The following is an 18,305-nucleotide window of genomic DNA, read 5'->3' as shown; positions in this document are numbered from 1 at the left end:
CCCCAACGGGCCGTCAGCCGGGCACAGTCTGCCAGAGCGCTCCGAGAGGTCCAGACCCCGGGCCCGGCCGTTACCGCCCTGGTGCAAGCTCCGTACGTACCGGAAGCCTTGACGCCCCGTCGGCCGGCTCAGGAGATGCGCCACTCCTGGGACTTGTTGCCGGGCGTACAGGTTTCCATGGTGACCCGACTGCCGGCGCCGTTGTCGGTCAGGCACCTGTTGTCGGCGTAGTTCTTGAGCTGGACGGCCCCTGCGGTACTGGCGGCCGGCGTCCGCCAGGAGTCCATGTAGCTGATGCCGGTCGCGAGTTGGACCTTGTTGGAGCTCGCCGACTGCTCGAGCACGGGCTTGCTGCCGTTGCACGGGTGGATGTCGACGGTGGTCTTGTTGCTGGAGGGCGTCCGCAGCCAGCCGTAGGCGGTGTACCCGCCCATCACCACGGCGCCTCCCGCCGTCGGACCGTCCGCCGCCAGGCCGAGCCGGAGGCCGCTGCCCACCCCGGTGATGTAGCTCCAGCCGGTGCCGCCACAGCCCGCCGGAGCAGTGTCGGCCGGCACCGAGGGGGCGGGCGAGGCCGTACTGCGGGTCGGGGCGGGCTGGTTGGGCGGTGGAGCGGTGACCGTGGTGGTGCCCCCGGGGACGACGACCTGCCCCCCGGGGCTCGCTGCGGTGCCGCCGGGCTGGCTCCCGCCGCCCTGCGCCGGGTCGGGGTCGGACCCGACCGGCGTGCTGGCACCGGGCTCCGGAGTCTGCCCGGCCGACGGCGGGACCGCGGCCGAACCGGACGGTGGGGCGGCGGGGTTCAGCGGGTCGGACCGGGAGAGCGACGGGGTCGGGCCGACGGATCTGGTGTCGGCCTGCTGGGGGTGCCAGTCGACCAGCAGCGCGGTACCGGCCCCCGTGGTGATGATGATCGGGATGATCACGGGCACCAGGGTACGGCGCCAGTTCCGGCGCGGCTCGCGTTCGGCCACGACGGTCTTCGGCTCGTCGGTACCGGCCGCGACGGTCGGCTCCGGCACCGGCACCACGACCGGGGTGGTGGCGGGCAGCGTGGCCGGCCCGCCCTTGAGCGCGGCTCTGGCGGCGGCGGCCATCGCGGCGGCGTCCGGGTAGCGGTCCTCGGGCCGTTTGGCGAGAGCGGTCGCGATGAAGTCGCGGACCACCTGCGGAAAGAGGCCGGGCAACTGCGGCGCCGGTTCCCGGATGTGCTTGATCACGATCTCGAGCACCGTCTCACCGGTGAACGGCACCTGCCCGGTGAGCAGTTCGTAGCAGACGACCCCCACCGAGTAGAGGTCGGACAGCGGAGTGGTCGCGCCGCCCTCCGCCTGCTCGGGCGCCATGTACAGCGCCGTCCCCAGCACCGCGTGCGAGGCGGTGATCTTCGTGCTCGCGGTCGAGCGCGCGATCCCGAAGTCGGTCACCGTCACGCGGTCGCCACTCCGCAGCATCAGATTGGAGGGCTTGAGATCACGGTGCACGATGTCCCGCCGGTGCGCGGCATCCAGCGCGTCCAGCGTCTGGGCCACCAGCGCGAGCGCCCGCGAGGGCGGCATCGCCCCTTCCTCCGCCAGGATCTCGTGCAGCGGCTGCCCGTCGATCAACTCCATCACGATGTACGCGCGTTGCTCGTCGGAACCCGGCTCGCCCTCGCCGTAGTCGTACACGTCGACGATCCCGGGGTGGCTGAGTGCGGCCAGCAGCCGGGCCTCCCGCCGGAACCGCTCGGCGAACAACTCGTCCTCCAGCAGCGCCGGGTGCAGCACCTTCACGGCCACCTGCCGCTCCAGCACGCTGTCGGCGGCCCGCCAGACGTCGCCCATCCCGCCGCCGCCGATCCGCTCGGTCAGCGTGTAACGCCCACCGAGAACGGTCCCCCGACCCCACATGCCCCAGGCCCCCTTGTCATGCCCGACCCCAGCGGGTCACCAGCCGGGCACAGTCTGCCAGAGCCCCCCGTCGACTCCGTTCACCGCACCCGAACCGTTGCAAGGCCCGTACGAATCAACAGCTCTGACGCTCCAACAGCTTCCGCAGCACCAGCGCGTCGGGCGCCAGCGCGGTCAGCAACGCGGCCCCCTCCCCCGGCAACGCCAGCAACGCGGCGTCCGCAGTTGCGGAGGGCGCCGCCGGAGCAGGCAGGCCGACGGTGAGCAGTTGGCCGACCGCGCGGTGCCCGCCCAGGCAGGCCGGGCCGTCCCAGCCGGGGGCGCCGGGGCCGAGGTCGGTCTGCTGGTCGAGGATCACCCGGCCCGCCTGACGGACGGTCAGCCGGGAGGTCAACCGTCCAGGACCAGTACCCCGGGTCCAGTCGTGCAGCCTCCCGAGCACCTGCTCCTCGCGGTAGCGCAGCCGGGCCCCGGCGGCCAGGTCGATCCTGGTGGTGAGCACCAGGTGGCTCCCGGCGGCGGCGATCACCGGCTCCGGCGACCAGTCCAGCAGGGCTCCCGCACCGACCGTCAACCGCTGTTCGTAGTACGCGACTTCGGGCCCGGACCCCGGCAGGCTGATGGTGGCCGCCGCACTGGTCAGCCGCAGCTCGGCGCCGGGGCGGACCTCGGCGTGCACGGCGAGCTGGTCGCCGCCCAGCGGGGCGGCCATCGAGCCGATCAGCACCACGTGCGCGCCGGTTCCGGCGCCCAGCGTGCGGCGCAGCGCGAACGGTCCGCCGCCCGCCAGCACCGGAAGGGCCGTACCGCCCCGCCCGTCCGGCTCGGCGGTGACCCGGGCGGCCGCGGCCACGGTGGCGGTCAACGCACCTGCCAGTCCGCCAGCCGCTCGCGGACCCAGGCAACCACGGGGGCGATGCCGTTGGGCGTGGAGAGAGCCGTGAAGACGGTGGGCAGCGCACCCCGCTGGGCCTTGGCGTCCCGGGCCATCACCCCCAGGTCGGCGCCGACCAGCGGGGCCAGGTCGGTCTTGTTGATCACCAGCAGATCGGAACTGGAGACGCCGGGGCCGCCCTTGCGCGGGATCTTGTCGCCGCCGGAGACGTCGATGACGAAGATCTGGTGGTCCACCAGGCCCCGGCTGAAGGTGGCGGTCAGGTTGTCGCCGCCGGACTCGACCAGGATCAGGTCGAGCGGGCCGACGGCGGCCTCCAACTCCTCGACGGCCTCCAGGTTGGCGGAGATGTCGTCCCGGATCGCGGTGTGCGGGCAGCAGCCGGTCTCCACGGCGGTGATCCGCTCGGGCGGCAGGACGGCGTTCCGGAGCAGGAACTCGGCGTCCTCGGTGGTGTAGATGTCGTTGGTGACAACCGCGAGCGAGAGCTCCTCGCGGAGCACCCGGCACAGCGCGGCGACGGTGGCGGTCTTCCCGGAGCCGACCGGCCCGCCGAGCCCGATCCGCAGCGCGCGCGGCTGCGGCGCGGTGTGGGTGTGCTGGACGGAGACGTCGTAGGGGTCGACGTGGTCACGATGCAAAGAGTCGTACCTTCCAGGAGCTGTGCTGCTCGGCGTAGATGTCGAGCAGCGGTGCGGAGGCGGCGGGCAGCTCGCCGGAGCGGGCGGCGTCCACCGCCCGGGCCGTGACGGCGTCCAGCGCCGGTGCGAGCCGGGCCAGTTGGGCGGTGACCTGGTACGGGTCCAGGCCGAGCAGCCGGACGCAGGCGGTGGCCGGACCGTTGACGCTCTCGTACGCGGCGACGGCCGCCGCGTCGGCCGGGGTGAGCCCGGCGGCGTGGGCGGTGGCGCCGAGCACCACCGGCTGGTGGGCGCCACCCGGATGACGGGCCTTCAGTTCGTCCAGCAGTGGGTGCGGCCAGGTGGCCCGGGCGGCCCGGAGCAGTTGGCGGCCGAGCCGGCGGCTGGCCGCCCGCTGGGCCGGGGACGGGGTGCGCGCCTCGGCGGCCTCGTCCACGGCGTCCAGCGCTTCGGGGTTCAGTGCGGCGGCCGCCGCGAGGGCGGCGGTGGTCAGGCCGGTGGTGTGCAGGCGGCCGGTGAGGAAGGCGGCCATCGACACGTGGTCGTGCACCCGGCCGGACCGGACCGCCGCCTCGGCCCCGCCGGAGTGCGCGTGGCCTCCGGCGGGGAACCGGCCGTCGGCGAGCAGGAGCAGAGTCGCCGACATGGTCAGAACAGGAAGTACCGCTGGGCCAGCGGCAGTTCGGCAGCAGGGGCGGGGGTGACGGTCTCGCCGTCGATGGTGACGGTGAAGGTGTCCGGATCGACCCGGACGTCCGGCCGGGCGGTGTTGTTGACCAGGTGGTCCTTGGTGACGCCCCGGGTGTTGCCGATCGCGGTGAACGGCTTGGCCAGGCCCAGCCGTTCGGGCAGGCCGTGCTCGATCGCCGCCGGGGCGGTGAAGTTGAGCGAGTTGGCGGCGGGGGCCCGGCCCCGGGCGCCGAACATCGGCCGGGGCAGCACGGGTTGGGGAGTCGGGATGGAGGCGTTGGCGTCGCCCATCTGGGCCCAGGCGATCTGACCGCCCTTCACCACCAGGTCGGGCTTGACCCCGAAGAAGGCCGGGCTCCAGAGCACCAGGTCGGCCAGCTTGCCGGGCTCCACCGAACCGATCTCGTGGTCCATGCCCTGGGCGATCGCGGGGTTGATGGTGTACTTGGCCACGTACCGCCGGGCCCGCTGGTTGTCGGCCCGGCCGTCGCCGGGCAGCGCACCCCGGCGGGCCTTCATCACGTGCGCGGTCTGCCAGGTGCGCATCACCACCTCGCCGATCCGGCCCATCGCCTGGGAGTCGGAGCTGATGATGGAGATCGCGCCGAGGTCGTGCAGGACGTCCTCCGCCGCGATGGTGGCGGGCCGGATCCGCGACTCGGCGAACGCCAGGTCCTCGGGCACGTGCGGGCTCAGGTGGTGACAGACCATCAGCATGTCGAGGTGCTCGTCCACCGTGTTCACGGTGTGCGGCCGGGTCGGATTGGTGGAGCTGGGCAGCACGTTGAGCTCGGAGACCACCGTGATGATGTCCGGCGCGTGCCCGCCGCCGGCACCCTCGGTGTGGTACGCGTGGATGCCCCGCCCGGCGATCGCGGCCAGCGTGTCGGCGACGAACCCGGCCTCGTTCAGGGTGTCGGTGTGCAGCGCCAGTTGGGCGCCGGACTCCTCGCAGACCCGCAGGCAGGCGTCGATCGCGGCGGGGGTGGCACCCCAGTCCTCGTGGATCTTGAAGCCGAGCGCCCCGGCCCGCAACTGGTCGTGCATCGAAGCGGTGTTGACGGTGTTGCCCTTGCCGAGCAGCCCGAGGTTGAGCGGCACGCCGTCCATCGCCTCGAACATCCGGGCCAGGTGCCACGCACCCGGGGTGATGGTGGTCGCCTTGGTCCCCTCGGCCGGTCCGGTGCCGCCGCCGACAATGGTGGTGATGCCCGAGGAGAGCGCCTCGTCGGCGAGTTGAGGGCAGATCAGGTGCACGTGCGCGTCGATCGCGCCCGCCGTGAGGATCTTCCCGTTGCCCGCGATCACCTCGGTCTCCGGGCCGATCACCAGCCGGGGGTGCACCCCGTCCATGGTCTCCGGGTTGCCCGCCTTGCCGAGCGCGGTGATCCGACCGTCCCGGATACCCACGTCGGCCTTGACCACACCCCAGTGGTCCAGCACCACCACACCCGTGATCACGGTGTCCGGTGCGCCCTCGGCCCGGCTGGTCCTGGCCTGGCCCATCGACTCCCGGATCACCTTGCCGCCGCCGAACACCGCCTCGTCCCCGCCGGCGCTCCGGTCCTCCTCGACCTCGATCAGCAGGTTGGTGTCGGCCAGTCTGATCCGGTCCCCGACCGTCGGGCCGTACAGCGCGGCGTACCGCTGCCTGCTCAACCGCAGTGCGTACTCAGGCATCCAGCCCACCCCCGGTCGCGCCGCGCAGCCCGTACACCTCTCGGCGGCCGCCGATCGGCACCAGCTCCACCTCGACCGGGATGCCCGGCTCGAACCGCACGGCCGTCCCGGCCGGGATGTTCAGGCGCAGCCCGTGCGCCGCCGAACGGTCGAACTCCAGGCCGGGGTTGGCCTCGGCGAAGTGGTAGTGCGAGCCGACCTGGACCGGGCGGTCCGCGCCGTTCACGGCGGTCAGCGTGGTGACCGGGAGTCCGGCGTTGAGGCCGATCTCGCCGTCTCCGTAAAGGACTTCACCCGGCGTCACTGGATCGGCCCGTGCACGGTGACCAGCTTGGTGCCGTCCGGGAAGGTCGCCTCCACCTGGACGTCGGGGATCATCTCGGCGATGCCCTCCATCACGTCCTTGCGGCCGAGCACCTCCCGTCCCGAGGTCATCAGCTCGGCGACGGTCCGGCCGTCCCTTGCGCCCTCCAGCACGTGCGAGGAGATCAGGGCGATCGCCTCGGGGTGGTTGAGCAGCAGGCCGCGGGCCCGCCGGGAGCGGGCCACGTCGGCGGCGACGTGGATGAGCAGGCGTTCCTGCTCGTGGGGGGTGAGCCTCATGGCGCGCACCTCGGGGGAGTTCGGGTGGTGCGGGCACAGCACTGTGCCACGGGTGGGGTTTTCGGCACGGGGTCGCGGTCCGTCCGGCACACCGTAGCGGACCGGCCGGGCACGAAGCGGGTGCCGGTCCGCAGCCTTCCGGGCCATTTTTGACGACTGTTTTCCGGGTGGTTTCCGCAGGGTTTCGGATCATCCCGAAACGGTGGATTCCGACCACTCGTACCAGGCCCTCCGGGCGTGGCCTGTTTCGGCACTGTCCGTCGGAGCTTTCCGTAAGGTTCGGCGCACGGCCACCGCACAGCGGCCCCCTTGCTCCTACCGTACGGACGGTATGCACGCCGCGCCGACCCGGGAGACGACATGACGGACCATCACAGCCCTGCGAGCACCGACGCCTCGCGCCGCTGGTTCCTGCGCACCAGCGGCGCGCTCGGCCTCGGGGCCGCCGCGCTGAGCACCGCCGGTGTCGGCGAGGCCCTGGCGGCCGACTCCGGCTCTGGCTCCGACTCCGGCGAGGGCGCCACTGCCGAGCGCCGCCCCGCCGGCACCCGTCCGCCGGTGCGCACCGGCACCGGCCTGGACCGGCTGCCGCACCCGCTGGTGGTCGGCCACCGGGGCGCCAGCGGCTACCGCCCGGAGCACACCCTCGGCTCGTACCAGCACGCGCTGGACCTCGGCGCCGACGTGATCGAGCAGGACCTGGTGCCGACCAAGGACGGCCACCTGGTGGTCCGGCACGAGAACGAGATCGGCGGCACCACCGACGTCGCCGACCACACCGAGTTCGCCGCCCGGAAGACCACCAAGACCATCGACGGCAAGTCGGTCACCGGCTGGTTCACCGAGGACTTCACGCTGGCCGAGCTGCGCACCCTGCGCGCCAAGGAGCGGCTGCCGCTGCAGCGCCAGCACAACATGCTGTACGACGGCCGCTGGGCGGTGCCGACCTTCCGCGAGGTCGTCGAGTTCGCCCAGCAGCGGGCCCGGGCCGCCGGCCGCGAGGTCTGGCTCTACGTCGAGACCAAGCACCCCAGCTACTTCCGCTCGATCGGCCTGCCGCTGGAGGAGCGCCTGGCCACCGAGCTCCGCCGGGCCGGTCTCGCCGGGCGCAACGGCCGGGCCATCCTGCAGTCCTTCGAGCCGAGCAGCCTCCAGCGCCTGGCCAAGCTGGTCGACAACCCCCGGATCCAGCTGCTCAGCGACCGGGGCACCCAGCCGTACGACTTCGTGCTCGCGGGCGACAAGCGCACCGTCGCCGACCTGGTCACCCCGGACGGCCTGCGCTGGATCGCGGGCTACGCCCACGGCCTCGGCCCCACCACCAACCTGATCGCCCCGGTCGACCCGGCCACCGGCAAGCTGCTCCCGGTCACCACGCTGGTCGCCGACGCCCACGCCAAGGGCCTCCTGCTGCACCCCTACACGCTGCGCAACGAGAACGCCTTCCTCCCCGTCGACTTCCGCCGCGGCACCGACCCGAACGCCTACGGCGACTCGATCGCCTGGGCCCGCTTCCTGATGGAGCAGGGCGTCGACGGCTTCTTCACCGACCAGGCCGACACCAGCGTCCTGGCCCGCGCCGACTTCTGGTCCGCCCACCACGCGGACTGACCGGCACCGCGGCGGCCCGCCCCGGGKAAAGACCCCGACGGCGGGCCGCACCGGTAACCATGAGCTGACGATGTAGCAGTTCCTTCACCCACGGCTCAGGCTGCGGTTTCCTTTGGTGCGTAGCGCAGCAGGACCACGTCACCCACCGTCCGGGCGTCGAGCAGCTTCATGCGGCGGGTGCTGCCGCCGGGGTACTCAGCGGGGTGAACGAAGCGCGGCGCGCCGGCTTCTCCGACCAGGAGCGGCGCGACGGCGAGGTGCACCTCGTCGGCCAGCCCCTGGGACAGGAACTGGGTGTGGATCTGGCCGCCGCCCTCGACCATGAGGCGCTGGACGCCACGGGTGGCCAGGTCATCGAGCATCAGCCCGAAGTCCACGGTGTCGCCGGTGCTGACGACGTCAGCCAGGCCGTCCAGGGTGTCGCGCAGCTTCAGCGCACCGGAGTCGGTCGTGTAGACGACCTTCTTGTCCCCGAAGTGCCAGAACTTGAGGTCGCGGTCCAGGTCGCCGCTCGCCGTGATTGTCACCTTGAGCGGGTACTCGGGCTTGCCGGCCGCGACGCGGGCGGCTCGGCGCTTGTCGCTGTTGACCAACAGCCGCGGGTTGTCGTTGCGGATGGTGTTGCCGCCGATGAGGATGGCATCCGACTCCGCGCGGACCTGGTCGACCCGGTCGAAGTCCTCGGCGTTCGACAGCAACAGGCGCTGCGGCGAGGTGTCGTCGATGTAGCCGTCGACGGAGGTGGCAACGCTCAGCAGGACGAAGGGGCGGTCGGCCATCGCGGGGTCCGTTCTCTCTGGAATGGGGCGGCGAGCTTCCACCTGTGATCACACTTCATGGAGCACGACGTTGTCGAGTGCCTGCCGGAACTGGGCTACCTCGGTCACCGTATGCCACTGCTGCAACTGAGCGTCGAGCGAGGCCAGTTCGCCGAAGATGCGAGCTGATCCGGTGGTGGCCGCAATTGACAGTGCTTCAGCTCCGGTAGTGGCGGCCTGCTCTGGCCCGGCCACGTAGAGCTGGGCAACGGCGGCGCGCGCCAGGTAGACGCCCCGGTCGCGGCGGTACGAGGCCGGCAGTGCTCGTATGGCCCGCTCGAAGCCGGTGACGGCTGCTTGGTGGTGGCCGAGGACCGACAGCGAGCGAGCCTGTTGGGCTTCCACGTAGGCCGCGTCGAGCCAATGGCCCCGGCGAACCTCACTGTCGCTGGGCCTGCTCACAAGGTCGAGCGCTTGGTCGTAGGAGCGTTGGCAGGCGAGGGCGTCACCGAGCATGGCGTGACCGTGCGCACCGTAGACCGCGCCCATGGCGCTGAGACGACTACCGGGCGCGGCCATCCGCTGGGCCGATTCCGCCAGGTCCACCGCGTCCAGTGAGTCCTTCATGTCACCGGCAAGCTGGGCCTTCCGCGCCGTGGTGTAGACAGCCAAATCCTGGTCGCCGGCGGCGTTCGACCAGTCAATGGCGCGGTCAGCCCAGTACTGCGCCGCACGGTGGTCGCCGCTGTCCTGGAACAGCCAGCTGCAGAACTCGGCGTACTCGGCCTGGACTTGCATCAGGTCCTGCCGGTCACGGCCGGCGGCTTCGCGGCGAAGCTGCTGAACAAGCCGGATGTGCTCCTGGGTGCTGGCGACGACCGACCGCGGCCCGAGCACGTTGTCGCACTCGACCAATGACCGGCGCAGCTGCCGCAGGTTCTCCACCGGGTGGAGGTCCGGCGAGAGTGTGGGCGGCTCCGGCTGGGCTGTTGGGGCGGCAAAGGCCGACAGCAGGCTCGCGCCGGTCGCGGCCGTGGCGGTGCGCAGCAAGGCGCGGCGCGGCATCGTCACGAAAATGATCCTCCCGTCCGAGGTGCGGCAGCCGACTCTGACCTCACCGTTCATGAGCACCATGGACGAGCCGACCGCCGAAGGTTCCTGCGCCAAATCGCCGAAGTCGGGCTGTCCGGTGCCGGCATCCCCAAGGCCCGGCGCTGCCGTCAGGGGATTCGGGACTTCCGCCCGTGGCTGTGGCACCGACCGATTAGCAGCCGGTGGCTGGTCTGAGCCGGCGAAGAGTGCTCTCAGCTCGGTTGTGCTGATCTTCAGCAACCGGGCCAGCTTCACCCACATCCACGGTTGCGGCTCACCCGTGCCACCTTCCCACCGCACCACCGTCGAGCGGTGCACGCCCAGAGCGTCAGCCAGGGTCTCCTGGGTGTGTCCAGCATCCTTTCGCCGCTGAGCGAGCCGTTCCCGCTTGACCGCCATCGGCTCCGCCAACTCGTGTGCCCTGACAACGCGCCAGGTCACGCCCAGGTATGCGTCAGGGATGCAACTTCGATGCGTCAATTCTGCTCTGGTCCCGTCTGGTTGGAGGCGGTTCTGTAGAGACCTGCCGAACGCAAGTTGGTCCGGCAGCGAATCTGACCGCAGTTGGGTCCGGTCGGCTGATGCCCGCTTGCAGGCGCGCGGCCACGGACTCACGCCTGTGAAAGGTCTGCCATGCCCGCGATCCACCGCCCCGAGCCCGTGGACGGCTGTGCGGTGCTCCCAGCTCGAGAGGTCTTCCACGTGGTGGCCGGCGACTCTGCCGTGCGCGACGCTCGGGAACGGATCGTCACGGTTGCTGCCGGGTGGGGCGTGCCGCTGGGCCGGGGTGCGCTGGGCGACGTGAAGCTCTGCGCCTCCGAGATCATCACCAATGCGCTAACTCATGCCGGCGGAGAGTGCTGGGTCACGACGGAGTGGACCGGCCAGTACCTGCGGGTCGCCGTCACCGATCGCTCGCTGCGGCTGCCCGTGGTGTCCACAGAGTGCCTGGACAGCAGGAACGGCCGTGGGCTGGCTCTCGTGGCGGCCTTCGCCCACTCGTGGGGCTGGGAGCCGAAACAGCTCGGCAAGGTCGTGCACTTCCTCGTCGCAGCCGACAGCACGCTGACCGGCGACCGGCGGTTGGCCACACTCAGTCGGGCCTTTTGCACCCACGTACAGGCAGACGAGTCGCGGGCCGCCCTGGCTGCGGCTTCGAGTCTTCCCGTCCGGAACCCCGGCGGGAGCGTTCAACAGAAGGGAATGACCATGGCGCACAGCAGCACCCCGGCGGCTCCAGCCGCCAAGGGCGGTCTCCTGGTCGCGGCACGGAAGATCGCCGCTGCCCGGGCCCGTACCGAGCAGCCGTCCGACGTCAGCAGCGGCCGCTCCGACGGCAACGACTAAGTAAGGACGCCCACGGTGCTTGATGCCGCTTCGTGGGCGGCGCGTCTGGGCGGGGACTCGTTCCTCGCCCAGACGTTCAACCGCTCCTACACCGTCATCCCGGGTGAGGCCACCGACGTGGCCGGCCTCCTGTCCTGGGACGACCTCAACGCCATCCTCGCCACCCAGCGCCTGGAACCGCCGCGGCTGCGGCTGTCGATGGACGGCGAGATGGTGCCCCTGCACCAATACGCACTGCCGGTGACCACGCGCCGGTCCGTCACCTGGCACCGCATCCAACCCGCCGAGCTGCACGCCCGGTTGGCCGAGGGCGCGTCGCTCGTCCTGGACTCGATCGAGAAGATCCACCCGCCGGTCGGTGCCGCCGCTGAAGGCCTGGAGCGCTTTCTCGGAACCTTGGTGCAGGTCAACGCCTACGCCTCGTGGACCGAGCGGGAGGGCTTCGGCACCCACTGGGACGACCACGACGTGGTGGTGGTCCAGATGTACGGAGCGAAGCGGTGGCGGCTGTATGGCCCCACTCGAACCGCCCCGACGTTCCGCGACGTGGAGTCCCCCGATACTCCGGAGGGCGACCCTGTCGCCGACATCGTGCTGACGGCCGGCGACGTGCTCTACCTGCCGCGCGGTTGGTGGCATGCCGTCACCGCTGACCAAGGGTCAGAATCGCTGCACCTCACCTTCGGCCTGGTTGCCCACACGGGTGCCGACCTCCTGACCTGGGTGGTGGACCAGCTCCGATCCCGCCTCCCACTACGATTGGATGTTCCTCGGTTCGCCTCGCCGCGCGAGCAGAACACGTACGTCGATGACCTGCGCGCGGAGATCCTGACGGAACTGGCCGACCCCGACCTCGTCGCTCGGTGGGCCGAGTCGGTGGACACAACCCACTACGGCCGGGCCGTTACCTCCCTGCCGTACATCGAAGGCGTACCGGCCAAGGCAGAACTGGCTGTGCGGCTAACCACGCCCAGGGCCAGACTGACGGAGAACGATCCACCGGGCACCGTGACCCTCGCGGCGGCGGGGACCGCGTGGGACTTCGCTGATCAGGCCGCGCCGTTGCTCCGAGTCCTGCTGACCGGAGAGCCGACAACGCTGGGGGCGTTGGCCGAGATCGCCGACCTTGAGGTAAAGGACGTGGCCACGCTGGTCTCGGTCCTGATCGAGGGTCAGGCCGCAGCTGTCGTCAGGACGGCGTGGTGACGGCAGTGCTTGGGCTGGGGACATACCGGGTGCGCGCCGTCCGTCAGGCGGCGCGCACCGCCTTGGCCGCCGGTGCACCCTGGGTGGACACCGCTCCGAACTACGCGCACGGCTCCGCCCACCAGGAGCTCCAGCCCGTGCTGGTCACGTTCCCGGAAACCCGGTTGGCGACAAAGACCGGCTTTCACACCGCTGTTCAGGGCCGAGCTGCGGTTGCCGCCGGCGCCCTAAGCCCTGAACGCGCGGCGGTCGGACACAGCCTCGATACCTCTTTCGTCCGCTGGCAGACCGAGCGCTCCTTGAGCATCTTCGGCCATGCCGACATGGTGTTCGTCCACAATCCCGAGCGGATCAGCCATGACCCATCCGAGGTGCAGGCGAAGCTCCGGGAAGCCTTCGACGTACTGGAGGAGTTCGCCCAGGGTGGCCAGATCGGTGGGTACGGTGTCGCCACATGGTCGGGGTTGGCCGCTGGGGTGTTCACGGTGCCGGAACTGCTTGGTCTCGCTCACGAAGCCGCCGGCTCACCCAACCACCACTTCGCCGGGCTCCAGTTACCGGTCAGCCTCGTCATGGCCGACCCCATCGTCCGGGCCCTCGACGGCGGTGGGCCGCTGATTGAAGCACAGGACGCAGGGGTCATTACGTTCGCCTCCGCCCCGTTGCACGGCGGTGAACTCCCGGACTTGATGACACCGGAACTGGTGGAGTTCATCCGCCATGGTCTGTCGGCCTCGGCCGCTGCACTGTTAGCCGTCGCGTCCTGCCCTGGCCTGGACGTGGTGCTCGTGTCGGCCAGCACACCGGAACACTGGGACGATGCCGCCAAGGCCCTGACCGTCCCGCTGCCAACTGCACATCTGAGGAGCATCGTTGATGAACTCGCCGCCGGATGAGGCGACCCAGACCCGCATGGAGACCGCTCACCAGACGGCAGCCGCGCTCCTGGGCCTCAGCTGCACCGGCTCCGCTGCTTGGGGATTCCAGGGGCGGACCATCGGCCGGCGGGCCGGCGAACGATGGCTGCGGGTCAACTGCACGACCGCGGCCCATGCAAAGCGGAAGCCGGGCGAAGGCATCGTCGGTGCAGCCGCCCTCATCCCGGATGACGTCCCGCGGCCTCGACTGCATGACATCCTCGACTGGATCGAGGGCGACCACGCCTACCAAACCGAGGTCACCGACTACGTCACTCACTCGGTCATCTCTCCGGCGCGACCGGACCTCGCCCACGACCCCGACCTGCCAGATGAGTGGTGGAGCAACCTACGCCGAGCCCTGGGTCGGCTTGGCCAGGCGGACGGCGTACGGACCACCATTCGCCCTGAGTGGATTGAGCGGGCCTTCCCCCAGTTCCTCGGCATCCCGGCCCCCGCCAAGGTCGAGCGAGTCACCGGCCACGCCGACCTGCACTGGGGCAATCTGACCACCCCGCTCGCCTTGCTCGACTGGGAACGCTGGGGCCTGGTGCCCAGCGGCTACGACCCCGGCCTGCTCCACGCCAACAGTCTGCTCGTTCCCAAGGTGGCCGCTCGCATCCGGGCCGAGTTCGCTCCGGCGCTCGACACTCCCGCCGGCCGAATCGGCGAGCTGGTCGCCCTGGCCGAGATGCTCCAAGCAGTCGCCCGCGGCTGGTACCCGGAGCTGGCCTCGTTGCTGGCTAACCACGCGGCCGACCTGACGGGCATCCAACCGCCCACTTCGGCAAGCCCGGTACTCGCTCGGTAACCGGCTCATTTGCTCAGTGCAGAGCTGTGCCCGATGAGCTACCCAATGGTGCGGAGCGACTACTTGGATCGACCCCTTGCCACGCTCCGCGCCACTCATCGGCCAGGCTCAACCATTCTGTTCTGCTGCACTCGCCGCAGATAAGGTCCAGTGGCTCTCATTGCCAGTTTGCAACCCAGAAAACCCCATGCAACCTCCAAGGCATTGCTCACAGGAGACCGGGACTCCTGGGACAAAATCAGGCCCATTCGCGAAGACCTACGGCACCAAGCTCCCTAAAGCCGTCGCGAAGATCGCCGACGACCAGGAGGAACTGCTGGCCTTCTACGACTTCCCGGCCGAGCATTGGATCCACTTGCGGACCACGAATCCCATCGAGTCGACCTTCTCCACCGTCAAGCTCCGCACCAAGGTCACCCACCGCGCCGGAAGCCCGGCCGCCGCGCTCGCCACGGTGTTCAAGCTCGTCGAGTCCGCCCAGGCCCGCTGGCGCGATCTCCGGGGCTCACTTCGTCGCCCTCGTCCGCGCGGGAGCGAGGTTCGAGAACGGCGTCCTGGTCGAGCGGCGGGACCAAGCCGCATGAGCCCCTACGACGCCCCGCACCCAGTCCGCTGTGCTGCGGCACCTGGACCGCAGGGCCACCGCCCTCCGCCTCGGCCCCGCCTTCGAACCGTGGGCCGAGCGTACCTTCCCGAGTAATCGTGTGATGGTCACCGAGTAGGCCCGCGTTGCAGCGCCTCCAGCCCGTCGAGGATGGCCTGGAGGCCGATCTGGAAAGTGTTGTCGGGCGCCGCACCGTAGTCGGCGCTGCGGGTGTCCAGGCGAGCGCGCAGCCGAGGGAATTGTGCGGCGATCTCGCGAGCCCCGGCCTGGGCGTCGCCGATGGCCTGTTCGGCGTCACCGCTACCTTCGCGCCGCAGTTTGCGGGTGAGCGAGGCTGTCGCGGCTGTGCCGAGGGCGTTGCCGAGGACGAAGGTGAAAACGGCGGCCGCGGCCTGGTCGGCTGCGGGGCCGGCGAATCCAGCGGTCTCGTAGATGGCGAGGAGGTGGTCGTCGTGGCGGGCCTTGCCGGGGCCGAACATGAGGAAGGAGCCAAAGGCCTGCAGGAGCCACGGGTGACGGGTGAGCATCGCGTACAGGTCGCCGGCCATTGTGGTGGCCGCCGTGCGCCAGCCGACCCCGTCGGGGTCGGGCAGCGCGATTTCGTGCCACAGCTGGTCGCCGGCGAGGGCGATGAGGTTGTCCTTGCTGCCCACGTGCCAGTAGACCGCGGTGGCCGCCGAGCCCAGCCGTTGGCCCAGAGCACGCATGTTCAGACCCTCTAGCCCTTCGGCGTCGAGCAGGGTGATGGCGGCGGTGAGGATCTGTTCGCGGGTCAGCATGTTGCGGGGCATGGATTCACGATAGCCCGCGGCTTGCACGCCGTTCAAGAAACCCCTTGCACAGTGTTCAAGTCGTTCGCTAGCCTCCAGTTGAACACCGTGCAAGTCGCCGCGACGCTTGATGGCCGCTCGGCGCCGTGCGCGAACCACACCGATCGGGGGGAATCGAGATGTCACACGATGCACTGGCGGAGTTCGTCGAGGAGAAGGCCAAGGAGCTCGGCATTCCGGGTGCGGCGGTGGGAGTCCGGGTGGACGGACGGGAGCTGACCGTCTGCCACGGCGTGACGAGCATCGACAACCCGCTGCCCGTCGACCGGGACACGCTGTTCGTGCTGGGCTCGGTCACCAAGACCGTCACGGCGACCGCGATCATGCGCCTGGTCGAGCAGGGGCGGGTCGAGCTGGAGGCGCCGGTGCGCCGCTACGTTCCCGAACTCCGGCTCCCCGATGAGGACGCGGCCGCGCAGATCACCATCCTGAACCTGCTCAACCACACCGCCGGGCTGGACACCCGGACGGTCTTCGACAGCGGGGACGGAGACGACGCGCTGGCCCGCGAGGTGGCCAACATGGCCGAGGTGGCGCTGATCGGCCCAGTCGGCGGCCGAGCCTCCTACAGCCAGCTCGGCTACAACCTGCTCGGCCGGGTCGTCGAGAACGTCACCGGCGAGACCTACGAGGCCGCTGTCGCCTCACTCGTCCTGGAGCAGGCCGGCATGACCGACAGTTTCTTCACCGCCGGACAGGCCATCACCCGCCGGTTCGCCGTGGGCCACAACCTCAGCGAAGGGGCGCTCAAGGGCGCCCGGACTTGGAAGGACACGCGCGGCAACAACCCGGGCGGCGGCCTGGTGTCCTCGGTCTCCGACCAGTTGCACTGGGCCCGGTTCCACCTCGGCGGCGGTGACCTGGCGCGGCACATGCAGGAGCCGACGGTGGAGCTGCACGGCTCCACGCTCGGCGACGCCATCGGCCTCGGCTGGTTCCTGCGCGACGTGGAGGGCGTGCGCACGGTCGGGCACGGCGGATCGACCAACGGCCAGTTCGCCAACCTGCTGCTGGTTCCGGAGCGGGACTTCGCCGTCGTGGCGGCGTCCAACGCCGGGCCCGACAGCGGGCTGGAGTTCAACCAGGCCGTGCTCCGCTGGGCGCTCGAACACTACCTCGGCGTGGTCGAGCGGGACCCCGAGCCGCTCCCGTACGACCCGCAGCGCGCCCAGGAGATCACCGGGCACTACGAGAACGAATTCATGACGCTGATCATCGACACCGACGGTGACACGATGACGGTTGAATGCCGGATCAAGCCGGAGATCCGAGCGGCGGCCGACAGGGAACTGCCGGCGGACCTGCCGCCGGCCGGCCTCGGCCTGCTCCCCGGGAGCGGTGACGAGTACATCGTCACCGGCGGCGGCCTGATCGGCCAGCGCGGTTTCCTCACCCGCGATGCCGACGGCGCCATCATCGGGGCCGACATGGCCGGACGGTTCTTCAACCGGGTCCCGACACCCTCCACGTGACACCTGGGGAGCGGTTGCCGAAGAGCGGGGTGTCCAGGTCGGGGCGGACCTCGGGGTCGACGTTGCCGGCCGCCAGGCCGAGCAGCAGCATGTCGCCGGCCTTGATCTGCTGTCCGCCCTGGCCGAGATGCTCCAAGCCGTCGCCCGTGGCTGGTACCCGGCAATTGCCCCGCTGCTGGCAGGCCGCGCGGCCGGACTGACCGGCGTCCGGCCTCCCACTTCAGCAAGCGCGGTACTTGCGGACTGACTCTCCCGTGCTCTCCGGCTGACCCACCGTCAGCGGTGGGAGCCGGGCGCCGGGCGCCCCGGCCGCCTCCAACCAGGCAGGCGGCCGGAGCAGAGCTCAGAACTGCTGGACGAAGTACGGCTCGACGGTCATCCAGCCGTTGCCGCGGGCCCCGTTGAGACGGCCCGAGCTGGTGCGGGCGAGGGTGTACCAGGACTCCACGTAGTCCGGGTCGTCGGTCCACCACGACTCGGGCAGCGCCCCCAGGACGGCGTTCACCAGCGGGATGTAGGCGCCCTGGTCGGCGATGGTGAGCAGGACTGCGGCGACGGCCTGGGCGAGGGCGAGGTAGTTGGTGTCACCGTCGTCCTCCATCAGGACGACGTCCGCCAGGTTGTACTTGTAGCTGGACCAGTTCACCAGAATCTGGTTCGGGTAGTAGGTGGTGCCGTCGTACTGGAGGTACGGCATGGCGACCGAGTCGACCCGGACCTTGCCGTCCTGGCCGAAGCCGCTCACCAGGGCGAACATCTCGGCGGCGCCCTTGAACCAGGGCTCCTCGTCGTCGTTCACCCGGACCGAGGTGATCTTGGTGCCCCACCAGCCGTCGGCCGCCAGTGCGGTGGTGGCCCCGTCTGCCGCCGGCGTCGACGGCGCCGTCGCGGCACCGAGCCCCCGGGCTCGCAACTCCCGCTGGAGCACGTCGATTCCGGCCGTCATCGTCTTGGCCACGTCGAGGTCGACCAGGTACACCGGCCGCGTGGGCAGGGTCCCGGTGTCGAGGGCGTGTACCCGGCCCGCGGTGTCGTAGGCGCGCACGGTGCGCGCGTGCTCGTCGGTGGCGGCGGTCGCCACCAGCGGTGCGGCACCGGCGTCCAGGGCGGCCCGCATCGAGGGGTCGGCCAGCTGGACCCGCAGCAGCGGGCCCAGGTCCGAGCCGAGGCCCTTGGCGGTGGCGATGCCGTGGTCGGCCCGCGCGGTGCCCTCGGCGAGCCGCCGGGCGGCGGGGCCGGGGACCGGGGCCGGGGAC

General features: G+C 70.8%; 18 protein-coding genes and 1 pseudogene. 7 read left to right on the top strand and 12 right to left on the bottom strand.

Going from position 1 to position 18,305, the window contains the following annotated elements; translation table 11 throughout:
- Nucleotides 1-128 precede the first annotated feature (128 nt).
- From ACXJMZ_RS29805 to ACXJMZ_RS29775, 7 genes are all read right to left on the bottom strand, one after another.
- Nucleotides 129-1,892 carry a protein kinase domain-containing protein gene (locus ACXJMZ_RS29805; protein WP_457033137.1) on the bottom strand — a complete coding sequence of 588 codons (1,764 nt, stop codon included), beginning with the start codon at nucleotides 1,890-1,892 and terminating at the stop codon, nucleotides 129-131.
- Nucleotides 1,893-2,007: 115 nt separating this feature from the next.
- Entirely contained in the window at nucleotides 2,008-2,757 is a 750-nt protein-coding gene (locus ACXJMZ_RS29800; protein ID WP_457033136.1) for an urease accessory protein UreD, read from the bottom strand.
- A complete protein-coding gene (gene ureG, locus ACXJMZ_RS29795; protein WP_457033135.1) occupies nucleotides 2,754-3,428 on the bottom strand; it encodes an urease accessory protein UreG in 675 nt (224 codons plus the stop codon). The genes ACXJMZ_RS29800 and ureG overlap by 4 nt, the downstream gene beginning before the upstream one ends.
- The gene (locus ACXJMZ_RS29790) at nucleotides 3,418-4,074 is read right to left on the bottom strand and encodes an urease accessory protein UreF (RefSeq protein WP_457033134.1); all 657 of its coding nucleotides are present in this window, start codon (nucleotides 4,072-4,074) and stop codon (nucleotides 3,418-3,420) included. Before ACXJMZ_RS29790 ends, ureG begins: the two co-directional genes overlap by 11 nt.
- 2 nt (nucleotides 4,075-4,076) lie before the next feature.
- The gene (locus ACXJMZ_RS29785) at nucleotides 4,077-5,798 is read right to left on the bottom strand and encodes an urease subunit alpha (RefSeq protein ID WP_457033133.1); all 1,722 of its coding nucleotides are present in this window, start codon (nucleotides 5,796-5,798) and stop codon (nucleotides 4,077-4,079) included.
- Complete coding sequence (locus tag ACXJMZ_RS29780; RefSeq protein ID WP_457033132.1) at nucleotides 5,791-6,102, bottom strand: urease subunit beta; 312 nt, start codon at nucleotides 6,100-6,102, stop codon at nucleotides 5,791-5,793. The genes ACXJMZ_RS29785 and ACXJMZ_RS29780 overlap by 8 nt, the downstream gene beginning before the upstream one ends.
- On the bottom strand, nucleotides 6,099-6,401 hold the full coding sequence (locus tag ACXJMZ_RS29775) for an urease subunit gamma (RefSeq protein WP_457033131.1): 303 nt from the start codon (nucleotides 6,399-6,401) through the stop codon (nucleotides 6,099-6,101). Before ACXJMZ_RS29775 ends, ACXJMZ_RS29780 begins: the two co-directional genes overlap by 4 nt.
- Nucleotides 6,402-6,761: 360 nt before the next feature.
- Between ACXJMZ_RS29775 and ACXJMZ_RS29770 the strand changes: the two genes are divergently transcribed.
- Entirely contained in the window at nucleotides 6,762-8,012 is a 1,251-nt protein-coding gene (locus ACXJMZ_RS29770; protein WP_457033130.1) for a glycerophosphodiester phosphodiesterase, read from the top strand.
- 95 nt (nucleotides 8,013-8,107) lie between these two features.
- Here the strand turns inward: ACXJMZ_RS29770 and ACXJMZ_RS29765 are convergent, their stop codons facing one another.
- Together ACXJMZ_RS29765 and ACXJMZ_RS29760 are read right to left on the bottom strand one after the other, a co-directional pair.
- A complete protein-coding gene (locus ACXJMZ_RS29765) occupies nucleotides 8,108-8,791 on the bottom strand; it encodes a RibD family protein (protein WP_457033129.1) in 684 nt (227 codons plus the stop codon).
- Nucleotides 8,792-8,839: 48 nt separating this feature from the next.
- Nucleotides 8,840-10,273, bottom strand: a complete 1,434-nt coding sequence (locus ACXJMZ_RS29760; RefSeq protein ID WP_457033128.1) for a helix-turn-helix transcriptional regulator — start codon at nucleotides 10,271-10,273, stop codon at nucleotides 8,840-8,842.
- Nucleotides 10,274-10,495: 222 nt separating this feature from the next.
- Between ACXJMZ_RS29760 and ACXJMZ_RS29755 the strand changes: the two genes are divergently transcribed.
- The 5 genes and pseudogenes from ACXJMZ_RS29755 to ACXJMZ_RS29735 form a co-directional block, all read left to right on the top strand.
- Complete coding sequence (locus ACXJMZ_RS29755) at nucleotides 10,496-11,209, top strand: ATP-binding protein (protein ID WP_457033127.1); 714 nt, start codon at nucleotides 10,496-10,498, stop codon at nucleotides 11,207-11,209.
- A 15-nt stretch (nucleotides 11,210-11,224) separates the two neighbouring features.
- Nucleotides 11,225-12,415: a cupin domain-containing protein gene (locus ACXJMZ_RS29750; RefSeq protein ID WP_457033126.1), complete on the top strand. Its 1,191-nt coding sequence runs from the start codon at nucleotides 11,225-11,227 to the stop codon at nucleotides 12,413-12,415.
- A 29-nt stretch (nucleotides 12,416-12,444) separates the two neighbouring features.
- Nucleotides 12,445-13,311, top strand: a complete 867-nt coding sequence (locus ACXJMZ_RS29745; protein WP_457033125.1) for an aldo/keto reductase — start codon at nucleotides 12,445-12,447, stop codon at nucleotides 13,309-13,311.
- Nucleotides 13,292-14,143, top strand: a complete 852-nt coding sequence (locus ACXJMZ_RS29740) for a hypothetical protein (RefSeq protein ID WP_457033124.1) — start codon at nucleotides 13,292-13,294, stop codon at nucleotides 14,141-14,143. The genes ACXJMZ_RS29745 and ACXJMZ_RS29740 overlap by 20 nt, the downstream gene beginning before the upstream one ends.
- Nucleotides 14,144-14,390: 247 nt before the next feature.
- Nucleotides 14,391-14,727 (top strand): annotated as a pseudogene (locus ACXJMZ_RS29735) (transposase); the annotation flags it as partial.
- 127 nt (nucleotides 14,728-14,854) lie between these two features.
- Here ACXJMZ_RS29735 and ACXJMZ_RS29730 read toward each other — a convergent pair.
- Nucleotides 14,855-15,538 carry a TetR/AcrR family transcriptional regulator gene (locus ACXJMZ_RS29730; RefSeq protein WP_457033123.1) on the bottom strand — a complete coding sequence of 228 codons (684 nt, stop codon included), beginning with the start codon at nucleotides 15,536-15,538 and terminating at the stop codon, nucleotides 14,855-14,857.
- Between the two features lie 158 nt (nucleotides 15,539-15,696).
- Here ACXJMZ_RS29730 and ACXJMZ_RS29725 point away from each other — a divergent pair, with 158 nt between their 5' ends.
- A complete protein-coding gene (locus ACXJMZ_RS29725) occupies nucleotides 15,697-17,049 on the top strand; it encodes a serine hydrolase domain-containing protein (protein WP_457033122.1) in 1,353 nt (450 codons plus the stop codon).
- Here the strand turns inward: ACXJMZ_RS29725 and ACXJMZ_RS29720 are convergent.
- Nucleotides 17,021-17,185 (bottom strand): hypothetical protein, encoded by a 165-nt coding sequence (locus ACXJMZ_RS29720; protein ID WP_457033121.1) that lies wholly within the window; start codon nucleotides 17,183-17,185, stop codon nucleotides 17,021-17,023. The genes ACXJMZ_RS29725 and ACXJMZ_RS29720 overlap by 29 nt on opposite strands.
- 207 nt (nucleotides 17,186-17,392) lie before the next feature.
- Nucleotides 17,393-18,305: DUF3103 family protein (locus ACXJMZ_RS29715; protein WP_457033120.1), on the bottom strand; the 913-nt coding region annotated here is incomplete at its 5' end.

This window comes from Kitasatospora sp. P5_F3 (assembly GCF_054049135.1).
This window is presented reverse-complemented; position numbering and strand designations above follow the sequence as displayed.